Source organism: Caulobacter sp. SLTY, from assembly GCF_009905535.1.
Taxonomy (GTDB): domain Bacteria; phylum Pseudomonadota; class Alphaproteobacteria; order Caulobacterales; family Caulobacteraceae; genus Caulobacter.
Genome location: NZ_JAAALA010000019.1, coordinates 68,157 through 88,094, shown reverse-complemented (window position 1 = coordinate 88,094; position 19,938 = coordinate 68,157). Strand labels below are relative to the sequence as shown.

Annotated in this window: 20 protein-coding genes; 12 read left to right on the top strand and 8 right to left on the bottom strand. The window is 69.0% G+C overall.

Features of this window, described 5'->3' with window-relative positions; all coding sequences use genetic code 11:
- Positions 1 to 73: 73 nt before the first annotated feature.
- From hutG to GVN21_RS12555, 3 genes are all read left to right on the top strand, one after another.
- Positions 74 to 877, top strand: a complete 804-nt coding sequence (gene hutG, locus GVN21_RS12565; RefSeq protein WP_166575092.1) for an N-formylglutamate deformylase — start codon at positions 74 to 76, stop codon at positions 875 to 877.
- A complete protein-coding gene (gene hutU / locus GVN21_RS12560) occupies positions 874 to 2,535 on the top strand; it encodes a urocanate hydratase (RefSeq protein WP_166575091.1) in 1,662 nt (553 codons plus the stop codon). Before hutG ends, hutU begins: the two co-directional genes overlap by 4 nt.
- Positions 2,536 to 2,789: 254 nt before the next feature.
- Positions 2,790 to 3,581 carry an SDR family NAD(P)-dependent oxidoreductase gene (locus tag GVN21_RS12555; RefSeq protein WP_166575090.1) on the top strand — a complete coding sequence of 264 codons (792 nt, stop codon included), beginning with the start codon at positions 2,790 to 2,792 and terminating at the stop codon, positions 3,579 to 3,581.
- A gap of 7 nt (positions 3,582 to 3,588) precedes the next feature.
- On the opposite strand, the gene GVN21_RS12550 is transcribed toward GVN21_RS12555, so the two are convergent.
- Positions 3,589 to 5,460, bottom strand: coding sequence for a LuxR C-terminal-related transcriptional regulator (locus GVN21_RS12550; protein WP_240902915.1), 1,872 nt, complete (start codon positions 5,458 to 5,460; stop codon positions 3,589 to 3,591).
- 115 nt (positions 5,461 to 5,575) lie between these two features.
- Between GVN21_RS12550 and GVN21_RS12545 the strand changes: the two genes are divergently transcribed.
- Positions 5,576 to 6,676 (top strand): NADH:flavin oxidoreductase, encoded by a 1,101-nt coding sequence (locus tag GVN21_RS12545; protein ID WP_166575088.1) that lies wholly within the window; start codon positions 5,576 to 5,578, stop codon positions 6,674 to 6,676.
- A gap of 200 nt (positions 6,677 to 6,876) precedes the next feature.
- On the opposite strand, the gene GVN21_RS12540 is transcribed toward GVN21_RS12545, so the two are convergent.
- The 4 genes from GVN21_RS12540 to GVN21_RS12525 form a co-directional block, all read right to left on the bottom strand.
- Positions 6,877 to 7,788: an SMP-30/gluconolactonase/LRE family protein gene (locus GVN21_RS12540; RefSeq protein WP_166575087.1), complete on the bottom strand. Its 912-nt coding sequence runs from the start codon at positions 7,786 to 7,788 to the stop codon at positions 6,877 to 6,879.
- A gap of 65 nt (positions 7,789 to 7,853) precedes the next feature.
- A complete protein-coding gene (locus GVN21_RS12535; RefSeq protein ID WP_166575086.1) occupies positions 7,854 to 8,366 on the bottom strand; it encodes a dihydrofolate reductase in 513 nt (170 codons plus the stop codon).
- Between the two features lie 113 nt (positions 8,367 to 8,479).
- Positions 8,480 to 8,974 (bottom strand): hypothetical protein, encoded by a 495-nt coding sequence (locus GVN21_RS12530; RefSeq protein WP_166575085.1) that lies wholly within the window; start codon positions 8,972 to 8,974, stop codon positions 8,480 to 8,482.
- 67 nt (positions 8,975 to 9,041) lie between these two features.
- On the bottom strand, positions 9,042 to 9,896 hold the full coding sequence (locus GVN21_RS12525) for a thymidylate synthase (protein WP_166575084.1): 855 nt from the start codon (positions 9,894 to 9,896) through the stop codon (positions 9,042 to 9,044).
- Positions 9,897 to 10,025: 129 nt separating this feature from the next.
- On the opposite strand from GVN21_RS12525, the gene GVN21_RS12520 reads away from it, so the two are divergent.
- Entirely contained in the window at positions 10,026 to 10,271 is a 246-nt protein-coding gene (locus GVN21_RS12520) for a hypothetical protein (protein WP_166575083.1), read from the top strand.
- Between the two features lie 7 nt (positions 10,272 to 10,278).
- On the opposite strand, the gene GVN21_RS21170 is transcribed toward GVN21_RS12520, so the two are convergent.
- Entirely contained in the window at positions 10,279 to 13,038 is a 2,760-nt protein-coding gene (locus GVN21_RS21170) for an FG-GAP-like repeat-containing protein (protein ID WP_166575082.1), read from the bottom strand.
- Between the two features lie 94 nt (positions 13,039 to 13,132).
- Here GVN21_RS21170 and GVN21_RS12510 point away from each other — a divergent pair, with 94 nt between their 5' ends.
- The gene (locus GVN21_RS12510; protein ID WP_166575081.1) at positions 13,133 to 14,032 is read left to right on the top strand and encodes a hypothetical protein; all 900 of its coding nucleotides are present in this window, start codon (positions 13,133 to 13,135) and stop codon (positions 14,030 to 14,032) included.
- Here GVN21_RS12510 and GVN21_RS12505 read toward each other — a convergent pair whose 3' ends face one another.
- Positions 14,033 to 14,587 carry a DUF924 family protein gene (locus tag GVN21_RS12505; protein ID WP_166575080.1) on the bottom strand — a complete coding sequence of 185 codons (555 nt, stop codon included), beginning with the start codon at positions 14,585 to 14,587 and terminating at the stop codon, positions 14,033 to 14,035.
- 119 nt (positions 14,588 to 14,706) lie between these two features.
- Here GVN21_RS12505 and GVN21_RS12500 point away from each other — a divergent pair, with 119 nt between their 5' ends.
- The 6 genes from GVN21_RS12500 to GVN21_RS12475 all read left to right on the top strand — a co-directional run bounded on the left by GVN21_RS12500 (position 14,707) and on the right by GVN21_RS12475 (position 19,172).
- Positions 14,707 to 15,777 carry an RcnB family protein gene (locus GVN21_RS12500; protein ID WP_166575079.1) on the top strand — a complete coding sequence of 357 codons (1,071 nt, stop codon included), beginning with the start codon at positions 14,707 to 14,709 and terminating at the stop codon, positions 15,775 to 15,777.
- Positions 15,778 to 15,847: 70 nt separating this feature from the next.
- Positions 15,848 to 16,465, top strand: coding sequence for a hypothetical protein (locus tag GVN21_RS12495; protein ID WP_166575078.1), 618 nt, complete (start codon positions 15,848 to 15,850; stop codon positions 16,463 to 16,465).
- Positions 16,466 to 16,554: 89 nt separating this feature from the next.
- A complete protein-coding gene (ilvC, locus tag GVN21_RS12490) occupies positions 16,555 to 17,574 on the top strand; it encodes a ketol-acid reductoisomerase (RefSeq protein WP_166575077.1) in 1,020 nt (339 codons plus the stop codon).
- Positions 17,575 to 17,634: 60 nt separating this feature from the next.
- Complete coding sequence (locus GVN21_RS12485) at positions 17,635 to 18,066, top strand: hypothetical protein (RefSeq protein ID WP_166575076.1); 432 nt, start codon at positions 17,635 to 17,637, stop codon at positions 18,064 to 18,066.
- Between the two features lie 21 nt (positions 18,067 to 18,087).
- Positions 18,088 to 18,600, top strand: coding sequence for a hypothetical protein (locus tag GVN21_RS12480; RefSeq protein ID WP_166575075.1), 513 nt, complete (start codon positions 18,088 to 18,090; stop codon positions 18,598 to 18,600).
- An 8-nt stretch (positions 18,601 to 18,608) separates the two neighbouring features.
- A complete protein-coding gene (locus GVN21_RS12475; protein ID WP_166575074.1) occupies positions 18,609 to 19,172 on the top strand; it encodes a nucleoside 2-deoxyribosyltransferase in 564 nt (187 codons plus the stop codon).
- Here GVN21_RS12475 and GVN21_RS12470 read toward each other — a convergent pair.
- Positions 19,169 to 19,915 carry a methyltransferase domain-containing protein gene (locus tag GVN21_RS12470; RefSeq protein WP_166575073.1) on the bottom strand — a complete coding sequence of 249 codons (747 nt, stop codon included), beginning with the start codon at positions 19,913 to 19,915 and terminating at the stop codon, positions 19,169 to 19,171. The genes GVN21_RS12475 and GVN21_RS12470 overlap by 4 nt on opposite strands.
- Positions 19,916 to 19,938 lie beyond the last annotated feature (23 nt).

Below are 19,938 nucleotides of genomic sequence, written 5' to 3'. Positions count from 1 at the left end.
ATATGGGGTGGATGGCGGGGATGGGGGTTGGGGCTCGGGCTCGGGTTGGCGTAGCGCGGGGACCGCAACCTCAATGACTTCCTGGCTCCACATCCACCAGGGCTCCGCCCCCCTGATCGTGTCCATCCCGCACGCCGGAACCACCATCCCCCCTGAGATCGCCGAGCACCTCGTCTCGCATGACCTGGCCACCCATGACGCCGACTGGTTCATCCCGCAGCTTTTCGGGTTCGCCGCCGAGATTGGGGCTAGTGTCGTGCGGACCGACATCTCGCGGACGGCCATCGATGTGAACCGCGATCCGTCGGGTCAGAGCCTTTATCCGGGCCAGGCGACCACGGGCCTCTGCCCGACCGAGACGTTCGACGATGTGCCGCTCTATCTGGAGGGCCACGCCCCGCGGCAGGCGGAGATCTTCCGGCGGCGGGTCAGCTATTTCGCGCCCTATCACGACGCCCTGGAGGGGGAGATCGACCGGCTGCGGCTGATCCATCCCAAGGTGGTGCTGTTCGACGCCCATTCGATCCGCAGCAACGTGGCGCGCCTGTTCGAGGGCGAGCTTCCGGCGTTGAACCTGGGGACCAACAGCGGGGCCAGCGCCGGCGTCGAACCGACCAGCATCGCCGAGCGGCATATGGCGGCGTCCGGCTTCAGCCATGTCACCAACGGCCGTTTCAAGGGCGGCTGGATCACCCGCCACTACGGCAACCCGGAGGGCGGGGTGCATGCCTTGCAGCTGGAGATCGCCCAGCGGGCCTATATGGACGAGCCCGCCGGCCTCGACATCCCGACCTGGAAGCCCGACCGCGCCGCCGCCCTGCAGGCGGTGCTCAAGGGGCTGCTGACTGACCTGATCGACTGGACGAAAGCCCAATGACCCGCCTCGACAACACCCGCCTGATCCGCAGCCCGCGCGGCCTTGAGCTGTCGGCCAAGTCCTGGCTGACCGAGGCGCCGATGCGGATGCTGATGAACAACCTCGATCCGGAGGTGGCCGAGCGGCCGGAGGAGCTGGTGGTCTATGGCGGCATCGGCCGGGCGGCGCGGGACTGGGAGAGCTTCGACCGAATCGTGGCGACCCTTAAGCGGCTGGAGGCCGACGAGACCCTGCTGGTGCAGTCGGGCAAGCCCGTGGGGGTGTTTCGCACCCATGCGGACGCGCCGCGCGTGCTGCTGGCCAACTCCAACCTCGTTCCCCACTGGGCCCACTGGGACCATTTCCACGAGCTCGATCGCAAGGGGCTGATGATGTACGGCCAGATGACGGCCGGCTCCTGGATCTACATCGGCAGCCAGGGCATCGTTCAGGGCACCTATGAGACCTTCGTGGAGGCGGGGCGCCAGCACTACGGCGGCGACCTGTCGGGCCGGTGGATCCTGACCGCGGGACTGGGCGGCATGGGCGGGGCCCAGCCGCTGGCGGCTGTGATGGCGGGGGCGAGCTGCCTGGCCATCGAATGCCGCGAGAGCCGGATCGAGATGCGGCTGAAGACTGGCTACCTGGACGTCAAGGCGGCCAACCTCGATGAGGCGCTGACCATCATCGAGCGGGCCTGCGCCGAGAAGAAGGCGGTCAGCGTCGGGGTGGTGGGCAACGCCGCCGAGATGCTGCCGGAGATGGTGCGGCGCGGCGTACGGCCGGATCTGGTGACCGACCAGACCAGCGCTCATGACCCGGTCAATGGGTATCTGCCGGCCGGGTGGACGGTAATGGAATGGGACGAGCGCCGCGAGCGCGACCCCAAGGCGGTGGAGCAGGCGGCGCGGCGTTCGATGGCGCGGCATGTCGAGGCGATGCTGGAGTTCCACAAGGCCGGGGTGCCAACCGTCGACTACGGCAACAACATCCGCCAGGTGGCCAAGGAAGAGGGGGTGGCCGACGCCTTCGCCTTTCCGGGGTTCGTGCCGGCCTATATCCGGCCGCTGTTCTGCCGGGGCGTGGGGCCGTTCCGCTGGGCGGCGCTGAGCGGCGATCCGGAGGATATCCGGCGGACGGATGCGAAGGTGAAAGAGCTGCTGCCGGACAACAAGCACCTGCACCGCTGGCTCGACATGGCCGGGGAGAAGATCCAGTTCCAGGGGCTGCCGGCGCGGATCTGCTGGGTGGGACTGGGGGATCGCGACAAGCTGGGCCTGGCGTTCAACGAGATGGTGGCGCGGGGCGAGATCGGGCCGGTGGTGATCGGGCGCGATCACCTGGACAGCGGGTCGGTGGCCAGCCCGAACCGCGAGACCGAGAGCATGAAGGACGGGTCGGACGCGGTGTCGGACTGGCCGCTGCTGAATGCGCTGTTGAACACCGCCAGCGGGGCGACCTGGGTGTCGCTGCATCATGGCGGCGGGGTGGGGATGGGGTTCTCGCAGCATAGCGGGATGGTAATCGTGTGTGACGGCACGGAGGACGCGGCGCGGCGGATCGCCCGGGTGCTGTGGAACGACCCGGCGACGGGGGTGATGCGGCACGCCGATGCGGGGTACGACGAGGCGATCGACTGGGCGCGGGAGAAGGGGCTGGACCTGCCGTCGTTGGGGTAGGGGCAGGCGTTCGCTCTCCCCCATGAAATGGGGGAGTGGATTTGGCGAGCGCTGCATGCGAGCCAAACCGAGGGGGTTCCCACCAGCGGTGAAGGGCTAACCCCCGATCGCCGGCGCTGCCCCGCCTCCTGGTCCGTCGCTCACGCTCCGAACCGTCCTCCGCCCCCTCTCGGGGGCGGAGAGCGAGACTCAAACAACCGTTTGAAATCTGGGGCGACCCTCCCTAAGGTCACCCCAAACAAAGGGAGAGCGTCATGGGTCGTCTGTCGGGCAAGGTCGCCATCGTTACCGGGGCTGCGAGCGGGATCGGGCGGGCCAGCGCCAAGCTGTTCGCCGCCGAGGGCGCCAGTGTGGTCGCGTTTGACCGCGCCGAGGCGGTCAACGAGACGGTCGCCGAGATCGTCGCGGCCGGCGGCAAGGCCATCGCGGTGACCGGCGACGCGGGGTCCGAGGCGGAGGTCAGCGCTCTCGTCGACAAGGCGGTGGAGACCTATGGCGGGCTGGACATCGCCTTCGCCAACGCCGGCGTCTCCGGCGGGTGGATCACCCTGCCGGAGTTGACCGAGGCCAGCTTCATGGATCTGCTGCGGATCAACGTCGTTGGACCGGCCATGATGATCAAGCATGCCAGCCGGGTGATGGCGCCCAAGGGCAAGGGGTCCATCATCTGCACCGCGTCGGTCGCGGCGTTGCGGTCGGGGGCGGGCGGCACGCCCTACAGCGCCTCCAAGGCCGGAGTGATCTCGATGGTTCAGACCACGGCCCAGCAGCTGGGCGGCACCGGCATCCGGGTCAACGCCATCTGTCCGGGCCTGATCGAGACGGGGATGACCAAGCCGATCTTCGACGGCGCCCGCGCCAAGGGCAGCGAAGGCAAGATTGGTCAGCTGAACCCGCTGCGCCGGGCCGGGCAGCCGGTGGAAATCGCCCAGATGGCACTGTTCCTGGCGTCGGACGACGCGTCCTACGTCAACGGCCAGGCGATGGTGGTCGATGGCGGGCTGTCGAGCAGCCACCCCGTGGCGCGGCCGGGCTCGCTGAGCTAGGGCCCCGCTACCCCTCCAGCAGCCCCACCACCACCTCGGGGTGGGTCAGGTAGACCAGGAAGCCCGCGTCCGTCAGCCGGTGGACGTGGGTGCCCGGCAGGGCGCTGCGCCACAGCTGTTCGTCCAGGGGCCAGCCGAGGCCATCGCAGAGCAGCAGCGTCCACCGCTCTCCGCCGATAGCCGGCGGCAAGGTCCAGCCATGAGCGTAGACGGCCATCTCCGCGGCCCAGCCGACGCTGGTGCGGGCCGACATGCCCTGGGCGTCGCGCAGGATACGGGCCATCACCGCCGGATCCTCGATGGCGGCGCGGTCGGCCGGGGCGGACTCGAGCGAGCGGCGGATGGAGCGGGCCAGCAGGTCGCTGCGGGTCTGGCGACGCAGCATCTCGCCGAAGGTCGCGATCAGCTCCGGATGCTTGAGCATGGTTCGCGAGACCGAGCCGATCAGGGAGGTGTGGGTTCGTTCGACGCTGGCGGGTGGGCGGGGATTGACCAGCATGCCGTGACCCACGAGGTCGCCATGCAGGGCGGCGAAGGCCAGGCCGGCGGCGGTGCTGCCATCGCGGATCATCACGTCGGTCTTGCGCAGCTTGAGGGCTGTAAGGACGGCGGCGAGGTCCGAGGCGGCGGTGGCCAGCTGTAGCTCCGGCGCGGCAGCGGTGTCGGTCAGGCCGAACCCCGGCCGTTGGACCGCGATGGGCCGATAGCCGGCCCGGTGCAGCCGGGCCACGAACTCCAGCGGCAGGATGCGGCCGGTGGAATAGCCGTGGAAGACGGTGACCGGACGCCCGCCCTTGGGTCCGTAGTCGGTGAAGGCCACGCGGCGACCCGCCTCGGCGGTGATCAGCCGCACCCGGCCCTCGGGATCGACGGGCTCGACCACGGTCTCCGACGCCTGGGTCAGGGCGGTCAGGGCCCCGGCCTCGACGGTTAGGCGGACCAGGTCCTTGGCCTTGTTGACCCCGGTCTTGGCGAACACCGCCTTCAGCTGGCCGCGGACGGTCGCCTCCTTGACGTTCAGGGCCGCGGCCACCTCCTTGGCGGTCAGGCCCTCGGCGAAGCGGGCGGCGGCCTTGGCCTCGGCCGGGGTGGCGCCGAAGATGGCGCGGAGCACGGCCTCCACGTCCCCGGCCGGGGCGGCCATGCCGCTCATCAGATCCATCATCCGACGGACCAGGTCAGGGCTGCGTTTCGCGCCGGCCTTGCGCATCGCCTTCTTCAAGGCCTCGCGCGCCGTCTCACGGCCGACACCGATGCGTTCGGAGGCCTCGTTCAGGTTGGAAGCGTCCAGCAGCGCCTCGGCCAGCCGGGCCTCCAGCGGAGTGAAGCCGAAGGCCTGGGCGGCGCGCACGGCTAGGTCGCTAACCCGCGAGGGCGCAAAGCCGAGCAGGGCCACCCGCCGGCCGGGCAGTTTGAGCTGGCCCCGGCTGGCCTCGGACAGGGGCCAGCGCAGGGCGTGGGTCTCCGTGGCCGCGCAGGCGGCGATCACCCCGCCGTCGGCCGTCTCGATCAGGCCGGACACCTGGCCCTGCTTCTGGGCCAGGCGGATCAGGCGGCGGAAGGCGGGCGAGTCCAGCGGGTTGCCGAACCAGCGCAGGAACTGCGGATCGGCCTGGGCCAGCAGGCCGGAGGGCGAGATGACGGCGGCGCCGACCGAACCCTCCGGCGCCACGGCGGCGAGGCCGGCGGAGGCGTCCAGCATGGCGGCCTCCGCCAGTACCTCGGCCAGGGCGGTGGGGTCGCGGGCGGCTGTGGCCTCGAGTGTCGCCCAGCCGTCCAGCACCGCGTCGGCGGGGCGGCCGCCGGCCAGCTGGCCGCGCAAGGCTTCGAGAAGGGTCGGAGCGCCAGTCACATCGGCCTGCATCGGCGCGGATTCCATCGCGGTCAAGGCCGCACCCTGGCTGTACGCGCCGGCCGGCCGCATAGATTTTCTGGCTGGCGACTTGGGTCAAACAATCGTTTAAATCTGCCCACCTTTTCACCGGAGAGCCGCCTTGAGCCTCGATGCCCTGTTCCGACCCCTGCAGATCGGGTCGATGTCGCTGAAGAACCGCATCGCCATGGCGCCGATGACCCGCAGCTTCTCGCCGGGTGGGGTGACGACCAAAGAGGTGACCGACTACTACCGCCGCCGGGCCGAGAACGGGGTCGGGCTGATCATCTCCGAGGGGACCGGGGTGGCGCGGCCGGCGTCGCTGAACGACCCCAACGTGCCGCGTTTCCACGGCGAGGCCGAGCTGGCCGGCTGGAAGGACGTCATCGAGGCGGTGCACGCGGCCGGCGGGGCGATGGCGCCGCAGCTGTGGCATGTGGGCGCCGTGCGGACACGCGATCCGGTCTGGACCCCGCCCGGGCCCTACGATAGCCCCTCGGGCTTCTCCAGCCCCGGCAAGCAGTTCGGCGAGGCGATGAGCGACGAGGAGGTCGCCGACGCGGTGCAGGCCTTCGGCAAGGCGGCGGGGGCGGCCAAGGCGCTGGGCTTCGACGCGGTCGAGCTCCATGGGGCGCACGGCTATCTGATCGACCAGTTCTTCTGGGATGGGGTCAATCTGCGGACGGACCGCTGGGGCGGCTCGACCCTGCCCGAGCGGGGGCGGTTCGCGGCCGAGATCCTGAAAGCGGTGCGGCGCGAGGTGGGCGAAGGCTATCCGGTGATCATCCGGCTGTCGCAGTGGAAGCAGCAGGACTTCACGGTGAAGCTGGCCCAGACGCCGGGCGAGATGGAGGCCTGGCTGTCGCCGCTGGCCGATGCCGGCGCGGACGTCTTCCACTGCAGCCAGCGGCGGTTTTGGGAGCCGGAGTTCGACGGCAGCGACCTGAACTTCGCCGGCTGGGCCAAGAAGCTGACTGGCAAGCCGACCATCACCGTCGGCTCGGTGGGGCTGAGCGGCGAGTTCATCGCGGCCTACGGCGGCGAAGCCAGCCAGCCGGCCAGCCTGGACGGGCTGATCGAGCGGCTGGAGCGGGACGAGTTCGACATGGTCGCCGTCGGCCGCGCCCTGCTGCAGGACCCCGAATGGGTGACCAAGGTCCGCGAAGGCCGGACCGACGAGCTGAAGAGCTTCGAACGGTCGGCGATGGGGGTGCTTTACTAGGCTTCGCTCTCCGCCCCCGAGAGGGGGCGGAGGACGGTTCGGAGCGTGAGCGACGGACCAGGAGGCGGGGCAGCGCCGGCGGTGGGGGAGTTTCCTCCTGAACCGGCGGTGGGGACCCCCTCGGTTTGGCTCGCTTGCAGCGCTCGCCAAATCCACTCCCCCATTTCATGGGGGAGAGCGAAAGTTAGCTGAGTTCCGCGCTAGGCGTTGAAGTTCAGCTTCAGGCCCGGTCGCGGCCAGGTCGCCTTGTAGAGCTTGCCGGTGCCCGAGGCGGTGATCCAGGCGGTGCGCATGTCCGGGCCACCGAAGCAGATGTTGGTCACCAGCAGGTCGGGGAAGGGGTAGTGCTCGGTCGTACCGTCCGGGTCGAAGGCGGTGATGCCGCCGTTGATGATGGTCGCCACGCAGACCTTGCCGTCGGCCTCGACCGCCAGGCTGTCGAGCAGCTGGTAGCCCGGCAGGTTGCAGACCACCCGGCCCGGCTGGAACGGTGGCGGGTCGGCCAGCTCGCCCGGCGCCTTGACGTCGAAGGCCCAGAGGCGACCGAGCATGGTGTCGGCCATGTAGACAACCTTCTCATCCGGCGAGAGGCCGACGCCGTTGGGGCTGACCATGTGGTCCTTGTGGCGGACGATTTTGGAGCCGTCCGGCAGGGCGTAGTAGAGGCCGCCGAACTTCTTGCCTTCAGGGGTGGAGCAGCCGTGGTCGCTGAACCACATGCCGCCCTGCTTGTCGAAGACCAGGTCGTTGGGGCCGACCAGACGCTTGCCGTCGCAGGCCTCATAGACGGTCTCGACCTTGCCGGTGGCGATATCGACCCGCTGGATCGAGCCGCCGACGTGGCTGGGCGGAGTGGGGCCGGGGATGGTCAGGCCGCCGGCGTCCAGCCACTCGAAGCTGCCGCCGTTATTGGTGACGTAGATCTTGCCGTCCGGGCCGATGGCCGCGCCGTTGGGGCCGCCGCCGGTCTCGGCCACCACGGACTTGGTCCCGTCGGGGGCGATGCGGGTGAGACGCTGGCCCTTGATCTCGGTGAGGATCACCGAGCCGTCGTTCATGGCGATGGGGCCTTCTGGGAAAAGCAGTCCCTCGGCGACCAGTTGGATGTCCACGGCGGCGTCTCCCTTATGTTTGTTGGGAGGGATAGAACCGCCTGCCGCCGCGTCAGCGCAAGCGGCTATCGGCGCTCCAGGATGCGGAAGGTGAAGGCGTGGTCGTCCTTCTCGCCGGCCGGATGGGCCTCGCGGTGGACCTCGGTCCAGGCGGCCTCGTCGAAGGGCGGGAAGTGGGCGTCGCCCTCCGGGGCGGTCTCGACCTCGGTCAGATAGAGCCGGCGGGCCTTTGGCAAGGCCATGGCGAACAGCGCCGTGCCGCCGATGACGCAGACCTCTCCGGCGCCGTCCTCCTCGGCCTGTTCGCGGGCGGTCTGCAGGGCCTCGGAGAAGTCCTCGAAGGCCAGGGCGCCTCGGGCCTCGAAGCTGCCGTCGCGGGTCAGTACGATGTTCATCCGGCCGGGCAGGGGTTTGACCGGCAGACTATCCCAGGTCTTGCGGCCCATGATCATCGGCTTGCCCATGGTGTTGGACTTGAACCAGGCCAGGTCCGAACGCAGCCGCCAGGGCAGGACGCCATCTCGGCCGATCACTCCGTTACGGGCGCGGGCGACGACGAGGGCGAGGGGGATGGTCATGGGGCGGAAGCTACTCCGCGTCGGCAGGCAAGCGCCAGAGCGCCTTGACGGAGGTCAGGTCTGGCGGTCCCGTCGCCGGCGCCTTGTTCCGAATGTGGGATCGATGGAGACGGCTACCGCCAGATCACCGAGACGCTGGTGGTGGGCTTGCCGTTGTTTGGTCGATCGGTGATCACCAGAACGATCAGGCCCTGGCCCTTGCTGTTGGCCCAGCCCTCCATCTGGCCGCCGCCCGCGATCGGCCCGGCCGCCAGGACCGGCAGGCTGTAGTCCTGGGCGCGGGAGGCGAGGGCGGCCTTCAGCTGCGTCTTGTCGGCGAAGCCGGGGGAGGCGGTGATTTCACACATCTGCACGGGTCCGCCGAGGTTGCTCGTACCCATGCTGGCGGCGACCAGCGCGCCGCCCACTGGCTTCACCCGCCCGCCGCTGGAGGTGCTGTCATAGCCCAGGCCGTCCAGGCCGGATCCGAAGGTCGCCTGCCCCTTGAACACCTTGATGCAGAGGTCAGCCGTCGAGACCATGATGTTGGTCACGGCATAGCTGGATTGGGCGGAGGCGGGCGCCGCCACAAGGACGGCGGCTGCGAGGACGGCGAAGTATCTGGTCATGCCGTGAGCCTAGGAGAGGCCCAGGCCGGCGGCATGCCCAAAAAGCGGGGGAGGTGGACCCGGTCGATCAGACCGCGATCGGCGCCTTGATCGACGGGTGGGCCTGGTAGCCCTCGACCACGAAATCGGCCAGTTCGAAGCCGAACAGGTCGGTCTTGTCAGCGATGGTCATGGTGGGGAAGGGATGGGGCTCGCGCCGCAGCTGTTCCTTCGCCTGGTCCAGGTGGTTCAGGTAGAGGTGGGCGTCGCCGAAGGTGTGGACGAACTCGCCGGGCTCAAGGCCGGTGACCTTGGCGACCATCATGGTCAGCAGGGCGTAGCTGGCGATGTTGAACGGCACGCCCAGAAAGACGTCGGCGCTGCGCTGGTAGAGCTGGCAGCTCAGCTTGCCGTCGGCCACGAAGAACTGGAACAGGCAGTGGCAGGGCGGCAGGGCCATGTCCTCGACATCGGCCGGGTTCCAGGCGCTGACGATGTGGCGGCGGCTGTTGGGCTTGCTGCGGATCGCCTCGACCACCGCGGCGATCTGGTCGATCACCCGGCCGTCCGGCGCGGTCCAGGACCGCCACTGCTTGCCATAGACTGGACCCAGATCCCCCTCGGCGTTGGCCCATTCGTCCCAGATGCTGACGCCGTGGTCCTTGAGGTAGCGAATGTTGGTCTCGCCGCGCAGGAACCACAGCAATTCGACGATGATCGACCGCAGGTGCAGCTTCTTGGTGGTCAGCAGGGGGAAGCCCTGGGCCAAGTCGAAGCGGATCTGCCGGCCGAAGACGCCAAGCGTGCCGGTGCCGGTGCGGTCGCCACGCTGCACGCCGTTGGTCATGATGTCGGCCAGCAGGCCGAGGTACTGGCGCTCGGGATGGGCCGCGTCGACGGGCGGCGGAGCGGTCACGGTCGGCAGGGGGACGGGCGCGGTCATGGCCTGCGAGGGTCGCTGCGAATCATCTCGCTGGAAAGTCGCGACGCCGTGATTGTCCACAGACGTTTGGCCGCGGCTTGCCCAATTCCCCGGGCCGGGTGACGATGATCGCTCAAGGGGAGGACGGTCATGCTAACATCTTTAGTCCTGACGCTTGCGTTGTTCGCCAGCGAGCCGGCCACGACGGAGGCGCCCGCCAAGTCGGCCGCTGAGCGCGACAAGGAAACCGTCTGCGTCGATGTCGTGCCGACCGGCAGCAACATCAGCCAGCGCGTCTGCAAGACCCGCAAGGCCTGGCGAAAGCTGGAGGAAACCCAGCGACGCAAGGCCCAAAGTTCCCTGGACCCCTCCAACCAGGTGCGGTCGAAGGAATAGATCCAGGCTAGAGCAGCCAGCCCGCCGTATCGCCGGTGACGTCTCCGTTGATCCGCATCCGGTAGTCGGCGTTCCGGTCGCCATCGACGTCCAGCGCGAGGGTCGTGACACCGCCGCTGAAGATGAGGACCAGCTGACCGGCATTGCCGTTGAAGGCGCTCACGATGCTGAAGCCGTCGTTGGCCCCGCCGGTGGCGGAGATGGCGTCGATGTCTGAAAGGTCGATGCGGTCCTGGCCGATCACGTAGTCGCTGACGTTGTCGGTTTCGATAACCCGGCCGCCGGGGTTGGAGCTGGTGAATACCGACTCCTGGCGGACCATGAACGTGTCAGCGCCGCCGCCGCCGGTCAGGGTGTCGGCGCCCAGGCCACCGATCAGGGTGTCATTGCCCAGCCCCCCGTTGAGGATATCGACGCCGTCGGCCCCGTCGAGGATGTTGGCCCCGGCGTTGCCGGTGATCTGGTTGGCCAGGGCATTGCCGGTCCCGTCCAGATCGCTCCCGCCTTCCAGGATCAGCCGCTCGAGGTTGGCGCCCAGGGTCCAGGTGACCGAGGCCCGGACGATATCGTTGCCCTCCGCGGCCAACTCGACCAGCGCGTCGGAAGCGTCATCGACCAAATAGGTATCGTCGCCCGTCCCGCCGGAGAGCGCGTCGTTGCCGGCCCCGCCGCGCAGCACATCGTTATCGGCCCCGCCGAACAGCTGGTCGTCCCCATCACCGCCCTGCAGCTGGTCTGCGCCCGCCTCGCCATAGAGGATGTCGGTCCCTGTCCCGCCATCGAGGTTGTCGACCCCGGCGCCGCCATAGAGGGTGTCACTGTCCGCTCCACCCTGCAGGATGTCGTTGGCGTCCCCGCCGTAGAGCTCGTCGTTGCCATCTCCGCCCAGCAGCTGGTCGGCGCCGTCTTCGCCGCCCAGCGCGTCCAGGCCGGCGGCGCCGCGGATGATGTCGTTCCCGCCCCCGCCGGACAGGGTGTTGTCGCCGCTGTTGCCGTCGATCTGGTTGTTCAGGCCGTTGCCCGTGCCGTTGATGTTGTCCGTCCCGGTCAGCTGAAGGTTCTCGACCTCGGCCGCCAGGGTGAAGGTGACGCTGGCCCGGACCCGTTCTGTCCCTTGGCCGGTGAGCTCGGTGATCGTGTCGCCGATGTCGTCCACCACATAGGTGTCGTTGCCGGTTCCGCCGGCCATCTCGTCGGCCCCGCCGCCGCCGTCCAGCAGGTCGTTGCCGGCGCCGCCGATCAGCTCATCGGAGCCCAGACTCGCGAACAGCTGGTCGGCGCCATCCAGGCCCTCCAGCAGGTCGTCCCCGGTCCCGCCGGTCAGACCGTCGTCAAAGGCGGTGCCGGCCATGGTCGTTCCGCCGTTCGCGCCGGTTCGGAACGCCCGGCCCCAGACGACGAAGACCACGCCCTGTTGGGGCCCGTAGGCGCCCTGGTGCGGCAGGCCGTAGATGAGGTCGCTCAGGCCGTCGCCGTTAAGGTCCATGGTGGTCACCGCCGGCCAGGCGCCGGGCGAACCGCCGTCGACGATCTCGAAGCCGGCGCCGCCGGCCAGGGTCTCGCTGGCTGAGAAGCCGGTGGAGCGCCCGAACAGCACGTTGACCTCGCTGTCGTGCACGCCGTTCCAACCGAGCGCGATCAGGTCCGCCAGGCCGTCGCCATTGATATCGCCCGCCGTGACCCTGAAGCCCAAAGCCCTGCCGCCGTCGCCCGCCAGCCGGAAGCCGTTTGTCCCGTCCAGGGCGGAGAGGTTGATGTCAGCGTCGAAACCGCCCGCCTGGCCGAAAATCACGAAGACCTGCCCGTGGCCGGGGTAGCCCGCAAAGCGGTGGTCGCTGACGATCAGGTCGTCGAAGCCATCGCCGTTGATGTCGCCCGCCAGCTCTACGTCCTGACCGGCCCGAACGATCGAACCGCCGCCCCGGATGGTGAACCCGTTGGGCCCGTCGAGGTCGGCTGTGTCGAGGCTGGCGTCGAAACCGGAGGCCTTGCCGTAGATGACATAGGCCTCGCCGCCATAGGGTGCGCCGGCATAGGGCGCGCCGAAGATGACGTCGTCGAACCCATCACCGTTGACATCCCCGGCCCGGGCGACCGAGGTCCCCGCGAAGGCGCCGCCGGTCACCATGAAGCCGTTGGTCCCATCCAGGTTCGAGAGGTCGATGGAAGGTGGCAGACTGGCGCCCCCGAACACCACGAAGGCGGCATTGTAGTTGGCGACCCCGACGATCATGTCGTCGAAGCCATCGTTGTTGACGTCCCCGGCTGACGATAGCGCCACAGCGCTCGACCAGTTGGGCGTGAGGCCCGTAAGAACAATGCCGCCGGTGACGGGCTGGCCCAGGCTCACGTTCACCTGGGCGCCGAAGCCCGACCCCTTTCCGTAGAGGACCGTCACTGTTCCGGACGCTGAGTTTGTGGCGACCATCAGGTCGTCGAAGCCGTCGTTGTTGATGTCGCCCGCGGAGGCCACCGCATGGCCGAACTTGTAGTCGTATGACCCCTGGATCATGAAGCCGTCGGTACCATTCGGCGCGGTCAGCACCCGGGCGTTGGTCGCGAAGGCGGGGCCGCCGAACAGCACATAGGCCCGGCCGTAGCCTTGGCCGTTGGCGGTTGCGGAGCCGACAATCAGGTCCTGATAGCCATCGCCGTTGATGTCGCCCGCCGCCAGGGCGCCGCCGAACGAGACGTTGTGCGTCGGACCGAAGACGTAGGTGACGTTGTTCGGGTTATGGGCGAACAGGGTGAAGTCGATGAAGGGCATGGCGCGCGTCCGGGCGTTGAATCCCAGAGGGCGTAGCCAAGCGGCGTAACGCCGTGCAGTGTACAAAATCTGCAAACTCGCGGAGGCGGTCGGCGTGGGGCAGGCGTTGACCGGCAGTGTGGCGATGGACCTTGAAGATCCGGCAGAGGCGGCCTGGCGGTTCGTCGGCGGCGAGGCCTATCGCGCCTATATCGCCCACCCGGACTATGGCGACTGCGCCCGCCTGACCCTCGGCAACTGGGCCCTGAAGATCCGCAAGCATGCCAGGATCGAACGCGCTCTGCACGACCTCACCCACTGGCTGGCCGCCGAGGCGGCGGTGGCCCTGTCGGCCGAGCCGGAGGGACTGACGGCCCAGACCCTGGAAAAGCTGCTGCTCGAGCTCAGGGTCGCCAGTCGGGGGCGGGGCGGGCTGTTGCTGGCCTATCTGCAGTACCGCAGGCTGATCGAACCGGAGGAGGGCGGCAAAGGCCGGTATCGCCGGTATCGGCCAACCGCCGAGCTGGCCGACTTCATGAAGTTGCGGTTCCGGCGGGACATGGAGGTGATCACCGCCCTGGACCCGGCGATCGGCGCGGCGCTGGCGCGGTGGGACGAGCCTGGCCTGTTCGACCGGGCGATGGCGGCGGGACGGCCGCTGGCGGTCTGTTCGGTTCGCTACAAGCGGCCGCGCGAAGACACCCTGGAGCCGATCATCGAGCGCAAGCACGGCCTGACCATCCTGGGCCAGATCCTGCTCAGCGAGGACGACGGCAGCGATTTTCCGCGCCGGGACCCCGTCCGGCTAAACGTGGTCGATATCGCCCGGCGGAGCGGGGCCGAGCGCCACCAGGTGATGCACGTCCTGAAGGTGGCCCGCCAGCGCGGCTTCCTGCTCGACAAGGCCGACGGATCGGTGACCTTCGCGCCGGGCCTGATCGAGCGGATCGAGCGGACGCTGGGCATATACTGGCGTTCGCTGGCCTGGCGAGCGCGGGCGGCGATGGAGGGGTAGCTAGCCCGCGAACCCGCCCTCGTCGAGGAAGGCCTGTTCCTCGGGCGTCGTCTCCCGCCCCAGCGCCTTGTTGCGGTGGGGGAAGCGGCCGAACCGCTGAATGATGTCGCGGTGGATGATGGCGTAGCGGACCGTCTCCTGGTCGTCGGTCTCGTCGGCCAGGCCCTGGCAGAGAGCGACGGACAGCTCCTGATCGGCCGGGTCCTCGCTGTGCTCGAAGGGCAGGTAGAAGAAGGGGCGCAGCTCCGGCGCGACCTGCTGGTCGAAGCCGCGCGACATGGCGTGGCGGGCGATGGTGCGGGCCTTGGGGTCGGTGGCGTAGCTGTGGGCGCTGCCCCGGAACAGGTTGCGCGGGAACTGATCGAGCAGGATCAGCAGGGCCAGGCAGCCGTCGGCGCTCTCCATCCAGTGGTCGTATTCGCCCCGGGCGGCGGCGAAGTGGACGGGTTCGAACTTCAGGCGAATGGCGTCGTCGAAGCGGCCGTCCTTGGCGAACCACTTCTTGCGGCCGGCGGCCGTCCAGAAGGTCAGGACATCGTTGGGATGGGCAGGCATGGTGGGAAGCTGGCGGAGGCTGGCTTTTCGTTCAAGTGCCGTTCAGGTTGGTAAAGGCAACTTCGGAGTCCGATGGGACCCCCTGCGGCCGCCTCGAACAGGCAGGCCTGGAGACGAGAATGAAAAAGGTGATCGTGGCCGGTGCGACGCTGGCGCTGTTGCTGGGGACCAGCATGCTGGTCAGCCCGGCCGCGGCGCAGCCGCGCGAGGGCCGTGGCGGGCGAGGGCCGGACGCCCAGACCCAACAGGACAATGCCCCCAAGGCTCAGCCGCGTGGTGAGCGTGGTGGCGATCGTGGCGGCCAACGCGGCCCGCGTCAGCCGCAGCAAGGCCAGCCGCAGCAAGGCCAGCAACCGGGGCAGCCGCCGCAGGCGCAGGGCGGTCCGCCCCAGCGGCCCCAGGCAGGCGGTCCGCGCGGTGGTGGCCAGCAGGGCGGCTACGGCCGTCGTGGTGATGGCCGTCCCGGCCAGAGCGGCTTCGACCGGGGTCAGCCCGGTGGCGGCGGCAATAACTGGGACCGCAATAACGACGGCCGTCCTGACGGTCGTCCCGGTCAAGGCGGTGGCCGTCCCGATGGGCGTCCGGGTCAGGGCGGCGGTGGCCGTGACTGGGACCGCAACAATGACGGGCGTCCCGATGGGCGTCCGGGTCAGGGCGGCGGTGGCCGCGACTGGGACCGCAACAATGATGGGCGTCCCGATGGCCGTCCCGGTCAAGGCGGCGGTCGCGACTGGGACCGCAACAATGACGGGCGTCCCGATGGCCGTCCCGGCCAGGGTGGCGGTCGCGACTGGGACCGCAACAATGACGGACGTCCTGACGGTCGTCCGGGCCAGGGCGGTCGCGACCGCTGGGATGGCCGGCGTCCGGGCGAGGGCCGCGGGGCCCGCGACCGCGACCGTGGCCGCCATTGGTACGACGCCCGCAACTGGCGGCGCAGCTATCAGTCACAGCGGCGCTACCGGATCGGCGTCTATATTCGTCCCCCTGGCTGGTACAGCTACAACTGGGGCTACGGCGACTACCTGCCGGGCGGTTGGTACTCGAGCCGCTATTACCTGAACTGGTGGAGCTATGGCCTGCCCAACCCGCCGATCGGCACCGAGTGGGTCCGGGTGGGCGGCGACGCCTATCTCGTGGACATCTGGACCGGCCGCGTTCTGACTGTCTACTACGACCTGTTCTGGTAAGGGCTTCAGCCCGACGAGACGATGAGGCCCCGGAGGTGACTCCGGGGCCTTTTTCGTATGTGCTGTCGCCATGCGTGTGATCCTCGCAGTCGTCCTCGCCTTCCTTCCTGCTGCTCAGACGCCGGTTCTGGCGCGGGCGAGCGAAGCCGTCGGGTCAGACTGCGTCTTCATGCCCGAGTCCGACCTCACCGGGTTTAACGAAGGACCGGAGGTTATGGCGCAGGCCGAGCGGGAAGGCTTGGCGCGTGCCCGGCGTCTGGGCGTCGGGTTGAAGCCGCCCAGGGGCTATACTGCCGGGCGGGTGCTCGTCTCTGGGACCCGGTACGTCAAGGGCGGGCCTGACATCTTCGTCGCACTCCGGGCGCCGGACGGCGGCTGGTTCATACGTGCGCGCATGCAGGCGCTGGACCTACGGCGCGGACGGCCGTTGAGCGCAAGCGAGGCGCGCAAGCTGGAGACCGCGCTGGCGGATCGCTGTCTGGCCGAGGAGCCGACGCGGGCGCCCCGCACTCGGCCCAGCCGCAATCCGGGGGAACTCATCGTTTGCGCGGACGGCCAGGACAGCTTTATCGAGGTCGACATCCAGGGCGGGCTTCGCCGCAAGTTCTTCCATGAGTGCACGCCAAGCGGCGCCGCCACGCGGTTGAAGGAGGCCCTGACGACCATCGCGGTGGGGGTGCGCCCTTGACGCCCGCGCAAAATTCCGCTCGATAGCCGGGCTTTGCTGCACCGCCGTTGCGCGGGTGCGGCGTAAAACGCCAGTCTGGAGAATAAATCATGCGCGTCTACTACGACCGCGACGCCGATCTCGCCCGCATCCTGGAGCGGAAGATCGCCGTTGTAGGCTATGGCAGCCAGGGTCGGGCGCATGCGCTTAATCTCAAGGACAGCGGCGCCAACGACGTGGTGGTCGCGCTCCGCCCCGGTTCGGCCACGGCCAAGAAGGTCGAGGCCGACGGGCTGAAGGTGATGACCGTCGCCGATGCGGCCAAATGGGCCGACGTGCTGATGATCCTGGCCCCCGACGAGCTGCAGCGCGGCATCTACAACGAAGAGATCGCGCCCAACATCCGCGACGGCGCGGCGCTGCTGTTCGCCCACGGCCTGAACGTCCACTTCGGGCTGATCGAGCCGAAGGACACCGTCGACGTGCTGATGGTTGCGCCCAAGGGCCCCGGCCACACCGTGCGCTCGGAGTATGAAAAGGGGGGCGGCGTGCCCTGCCTGATCGCCGTGCACCACAACGCCACCGGCAACGCCCATGACCTGGGCTTGGCCTATGCCAGCGCCATCGGCGGCGGCCGCTCCGGCATCATCGAGACCAACTTCCGCGAGGAATGCGAGACCGACCTGTTCGGCGAGCAGGCCGTGCTGTGCGGCGGCCTGGTGGAACTGATCCGCGCTGGGTTCGAGACCCTGGTCGAGGCCGGCTATGCGCCGGAGATGGCCTATTTCGAATGCCTGCACGAGGTGAAGCTGATCGTCGACCTGATCTATGAAGGCGGCATCGCCAACATGAACTACTCGATCAGCAACACGGCCGAGTACGGCGAGTACGTCACCGGCCCACGTATCGTGACCGCCGACACCAAGGCGGAGATGAAGCGGGTGCTGGAGGACATCCAGTCAGGCCGCTTCGTGCGCGACTTCATGGCTGAGAACGCCGTGGGCCAGCCCAGCTTCAAGGCCACCCGCCGCCGCAACGCCGAGCATCCGATCGAGGAAGTGGGCGAGCGGCTCCGTGGCATGATGCCGTGGATTACAAAGAATAAACTGGTTGATCGGGCCCGGAACTGATCCATATGCATCACGCCTACTCCTTTTGCGAAGGAGTAGGCGTGATTGCAGGGGATTGTCGTGAAGTTCCAAATGTTTCTGGCCGCCGGGCTGATGGTGGCTTCGATCTGTGGTCCAGCCGCCGCGCAGCTCAATGGCAATGCGACCGAGGTGTCGCCCGTCGAGATCGTCAACGACAACACTGTCATCCTGCGGATCGACGTCAGCGGCGACATGGGTCCGCGAACGGTGGTGAAGGGCGATGTTCCCGGCATCAACTGCGGGCCGGATCGCTACAAGTACACTGAAGGCGAGAACCGCCAGTGCTGGGTGTGGGTGCGGCGCGGCAAGCCGATCAACCTGTCGGCTCTGGGCATGCAGGGCGCGTATGGCGCCGGCTGGACGGTGAAGTGGGACGGCTGCGAGGTCCGCGAGGGCGGGGCCGGCTGCTACATCGCCCCGCCGGACAAGGAAACCCATGTGCGGGTGCAGTTCAGCGGCACGCCGCAATAAACCACCCTGTAAGGTGGGACCATGACCAAGGTCTCCACCCAGGCCCTGCCGTCGGGCGCCCTGATCCAGGGCTACCGCGAGGCGGGCGCCTATACGGACTGCTTCGTCACCGTGGTGGCTGGGCGCGTTTCGCACGCCCGGTTCGTGGAGGCCTTCTACACCTCGCGCTGGTTCAAACTGGAGCGGCTGGTGCTGGCCCTTGTGGTCGCCAAGCCGTCCACAGATGCGGATGCGCGTCGTCTGGCCGTCGGGCAATCGGACGCCTTCGCGGCCTGGACGGTGGAGGCGCGGGCGCCGGACCAGCTGCTGGTCTGCGACTTCCAGTCCGCCACCCGGTCCTGGCTGATGGTGGCGGCGGGGGAGGGGGCCACAACCCTCTATTTCGGCTCGGTTGTCGCCCCGCGCGGGGGCGCCCGGTCGGCGGCCCTGATGCTCGGATCGCTCGGCTGGCTGCACCGGATCTACGCCCGGATCCTGCTGCGATCGGCGGTCGCGCGGCTGGCGGCTCTTCCGCCGGAGCCTTCGGGCGCCTAGCTTGGGCCATGCGCCGTATTCAATCGCTCTACCTCGCCGGGCCCGACCTCTGGTACCCGGACGCCGACGCCCATCTGGAGCGCCAGCGGCTGGTGGCCGGGGCGGCGGGGTTCACGGTGCTGGAGCCGACGACCCTGCCGGCCGAGGTGCGGGACGCCGGCGAGTTGGCGGCGCGGGCGATGTATGCCGAGCGAATCTCGCGCCTGCGCCGGGCCGATGCGGGCATCGTCAACCTGACGCCGTTCCGGGGGCCGGCGGCCGATGCGGCGACCACCTTCGAGATGGGCTTCCTGGCAGGTCTGGGAAAGCCGTTGGTCGGCTGGATTAATCTCGGCGACGAGCTGGAGGCGGAGTACCGCGAGCGGGTCGAGGCCTGGATGGGCGCCCGACCCGACGACGCCGGCGTCTGGCGCGACGGCGAGGACTGCGAAATCGAGGACCTGGGCCTGCCGGAGGCCACCATGCTGTGGGCCGAACTGCGGCGGCTGTTCGTGATCGTCACGGACGATCCGCTGCATGATCTGACTGGTTTCGAGATGTGCCTTGATGCGCTGCGCATCTACGCGGACTAATGCCAGCCGAGCGGCGCCTCGCCGCGTAGGATCGCCTCGACCGGCTCGGTGTGCTTGCCGCCGTCGCGCGGGTGCAGCACCAGCGGGGGCAGCAGGACCAGGGGCGCCTTACCGGTCTTGATCGCCCGCACCATCACCCGCTTGGCCGGCTCGTCGGCGAACGGCTGGACCGGGCGGATGCGGAAGGAGCCGGCCTTGGGCGCCAGCAGCGTCAGAATATCGGCCAGGCGGTCGGCGCGGTGGATGAGGGTTATCGTCCCGCCTTCACGCACCGCCTTCAGCAGGAAGCCAGTCCAGGCGGCGAGGCCCGCGTCGGCCATCCAGGCGCCGGACTTGGCGGGGGCGGGCGCGCGCAGGGCGGCCGGGTCGTCGAAGAAGGGCGGGTTGCTGAAGGCGTGGTCGAAGGAGGGCAGGCCGAGGGCGCGGAAGCCGGCTTCGACCTCGCCTTCGAGAATTTTGACGCGGTCGGCCAAGCCGTTATCGGCGGCGTTCGTCCGGGCCAGGGCGGCCATCGCCGGGTCACGTTCGAGGCCGGTGAACTGCACTTCGGGCCGCCGCCAGGCCGCCGCCATGAGGGCGCCGCCGACCCCGCAGCCAGCCTCCAGCACCCGCTCGCCCGGCCCTGCGTCGCAGGCGGCCGCCAGGAGGGCGGCGTCGAGACCAGCCCGATAGCCCCGCGCCGGCTGGGCTATGGCGATGCGTCCGTTCAACAAACGGTCCCGCGTAACGTCCATTCCGTCCATCGACGCCTTGTGCTTGCCCTTGG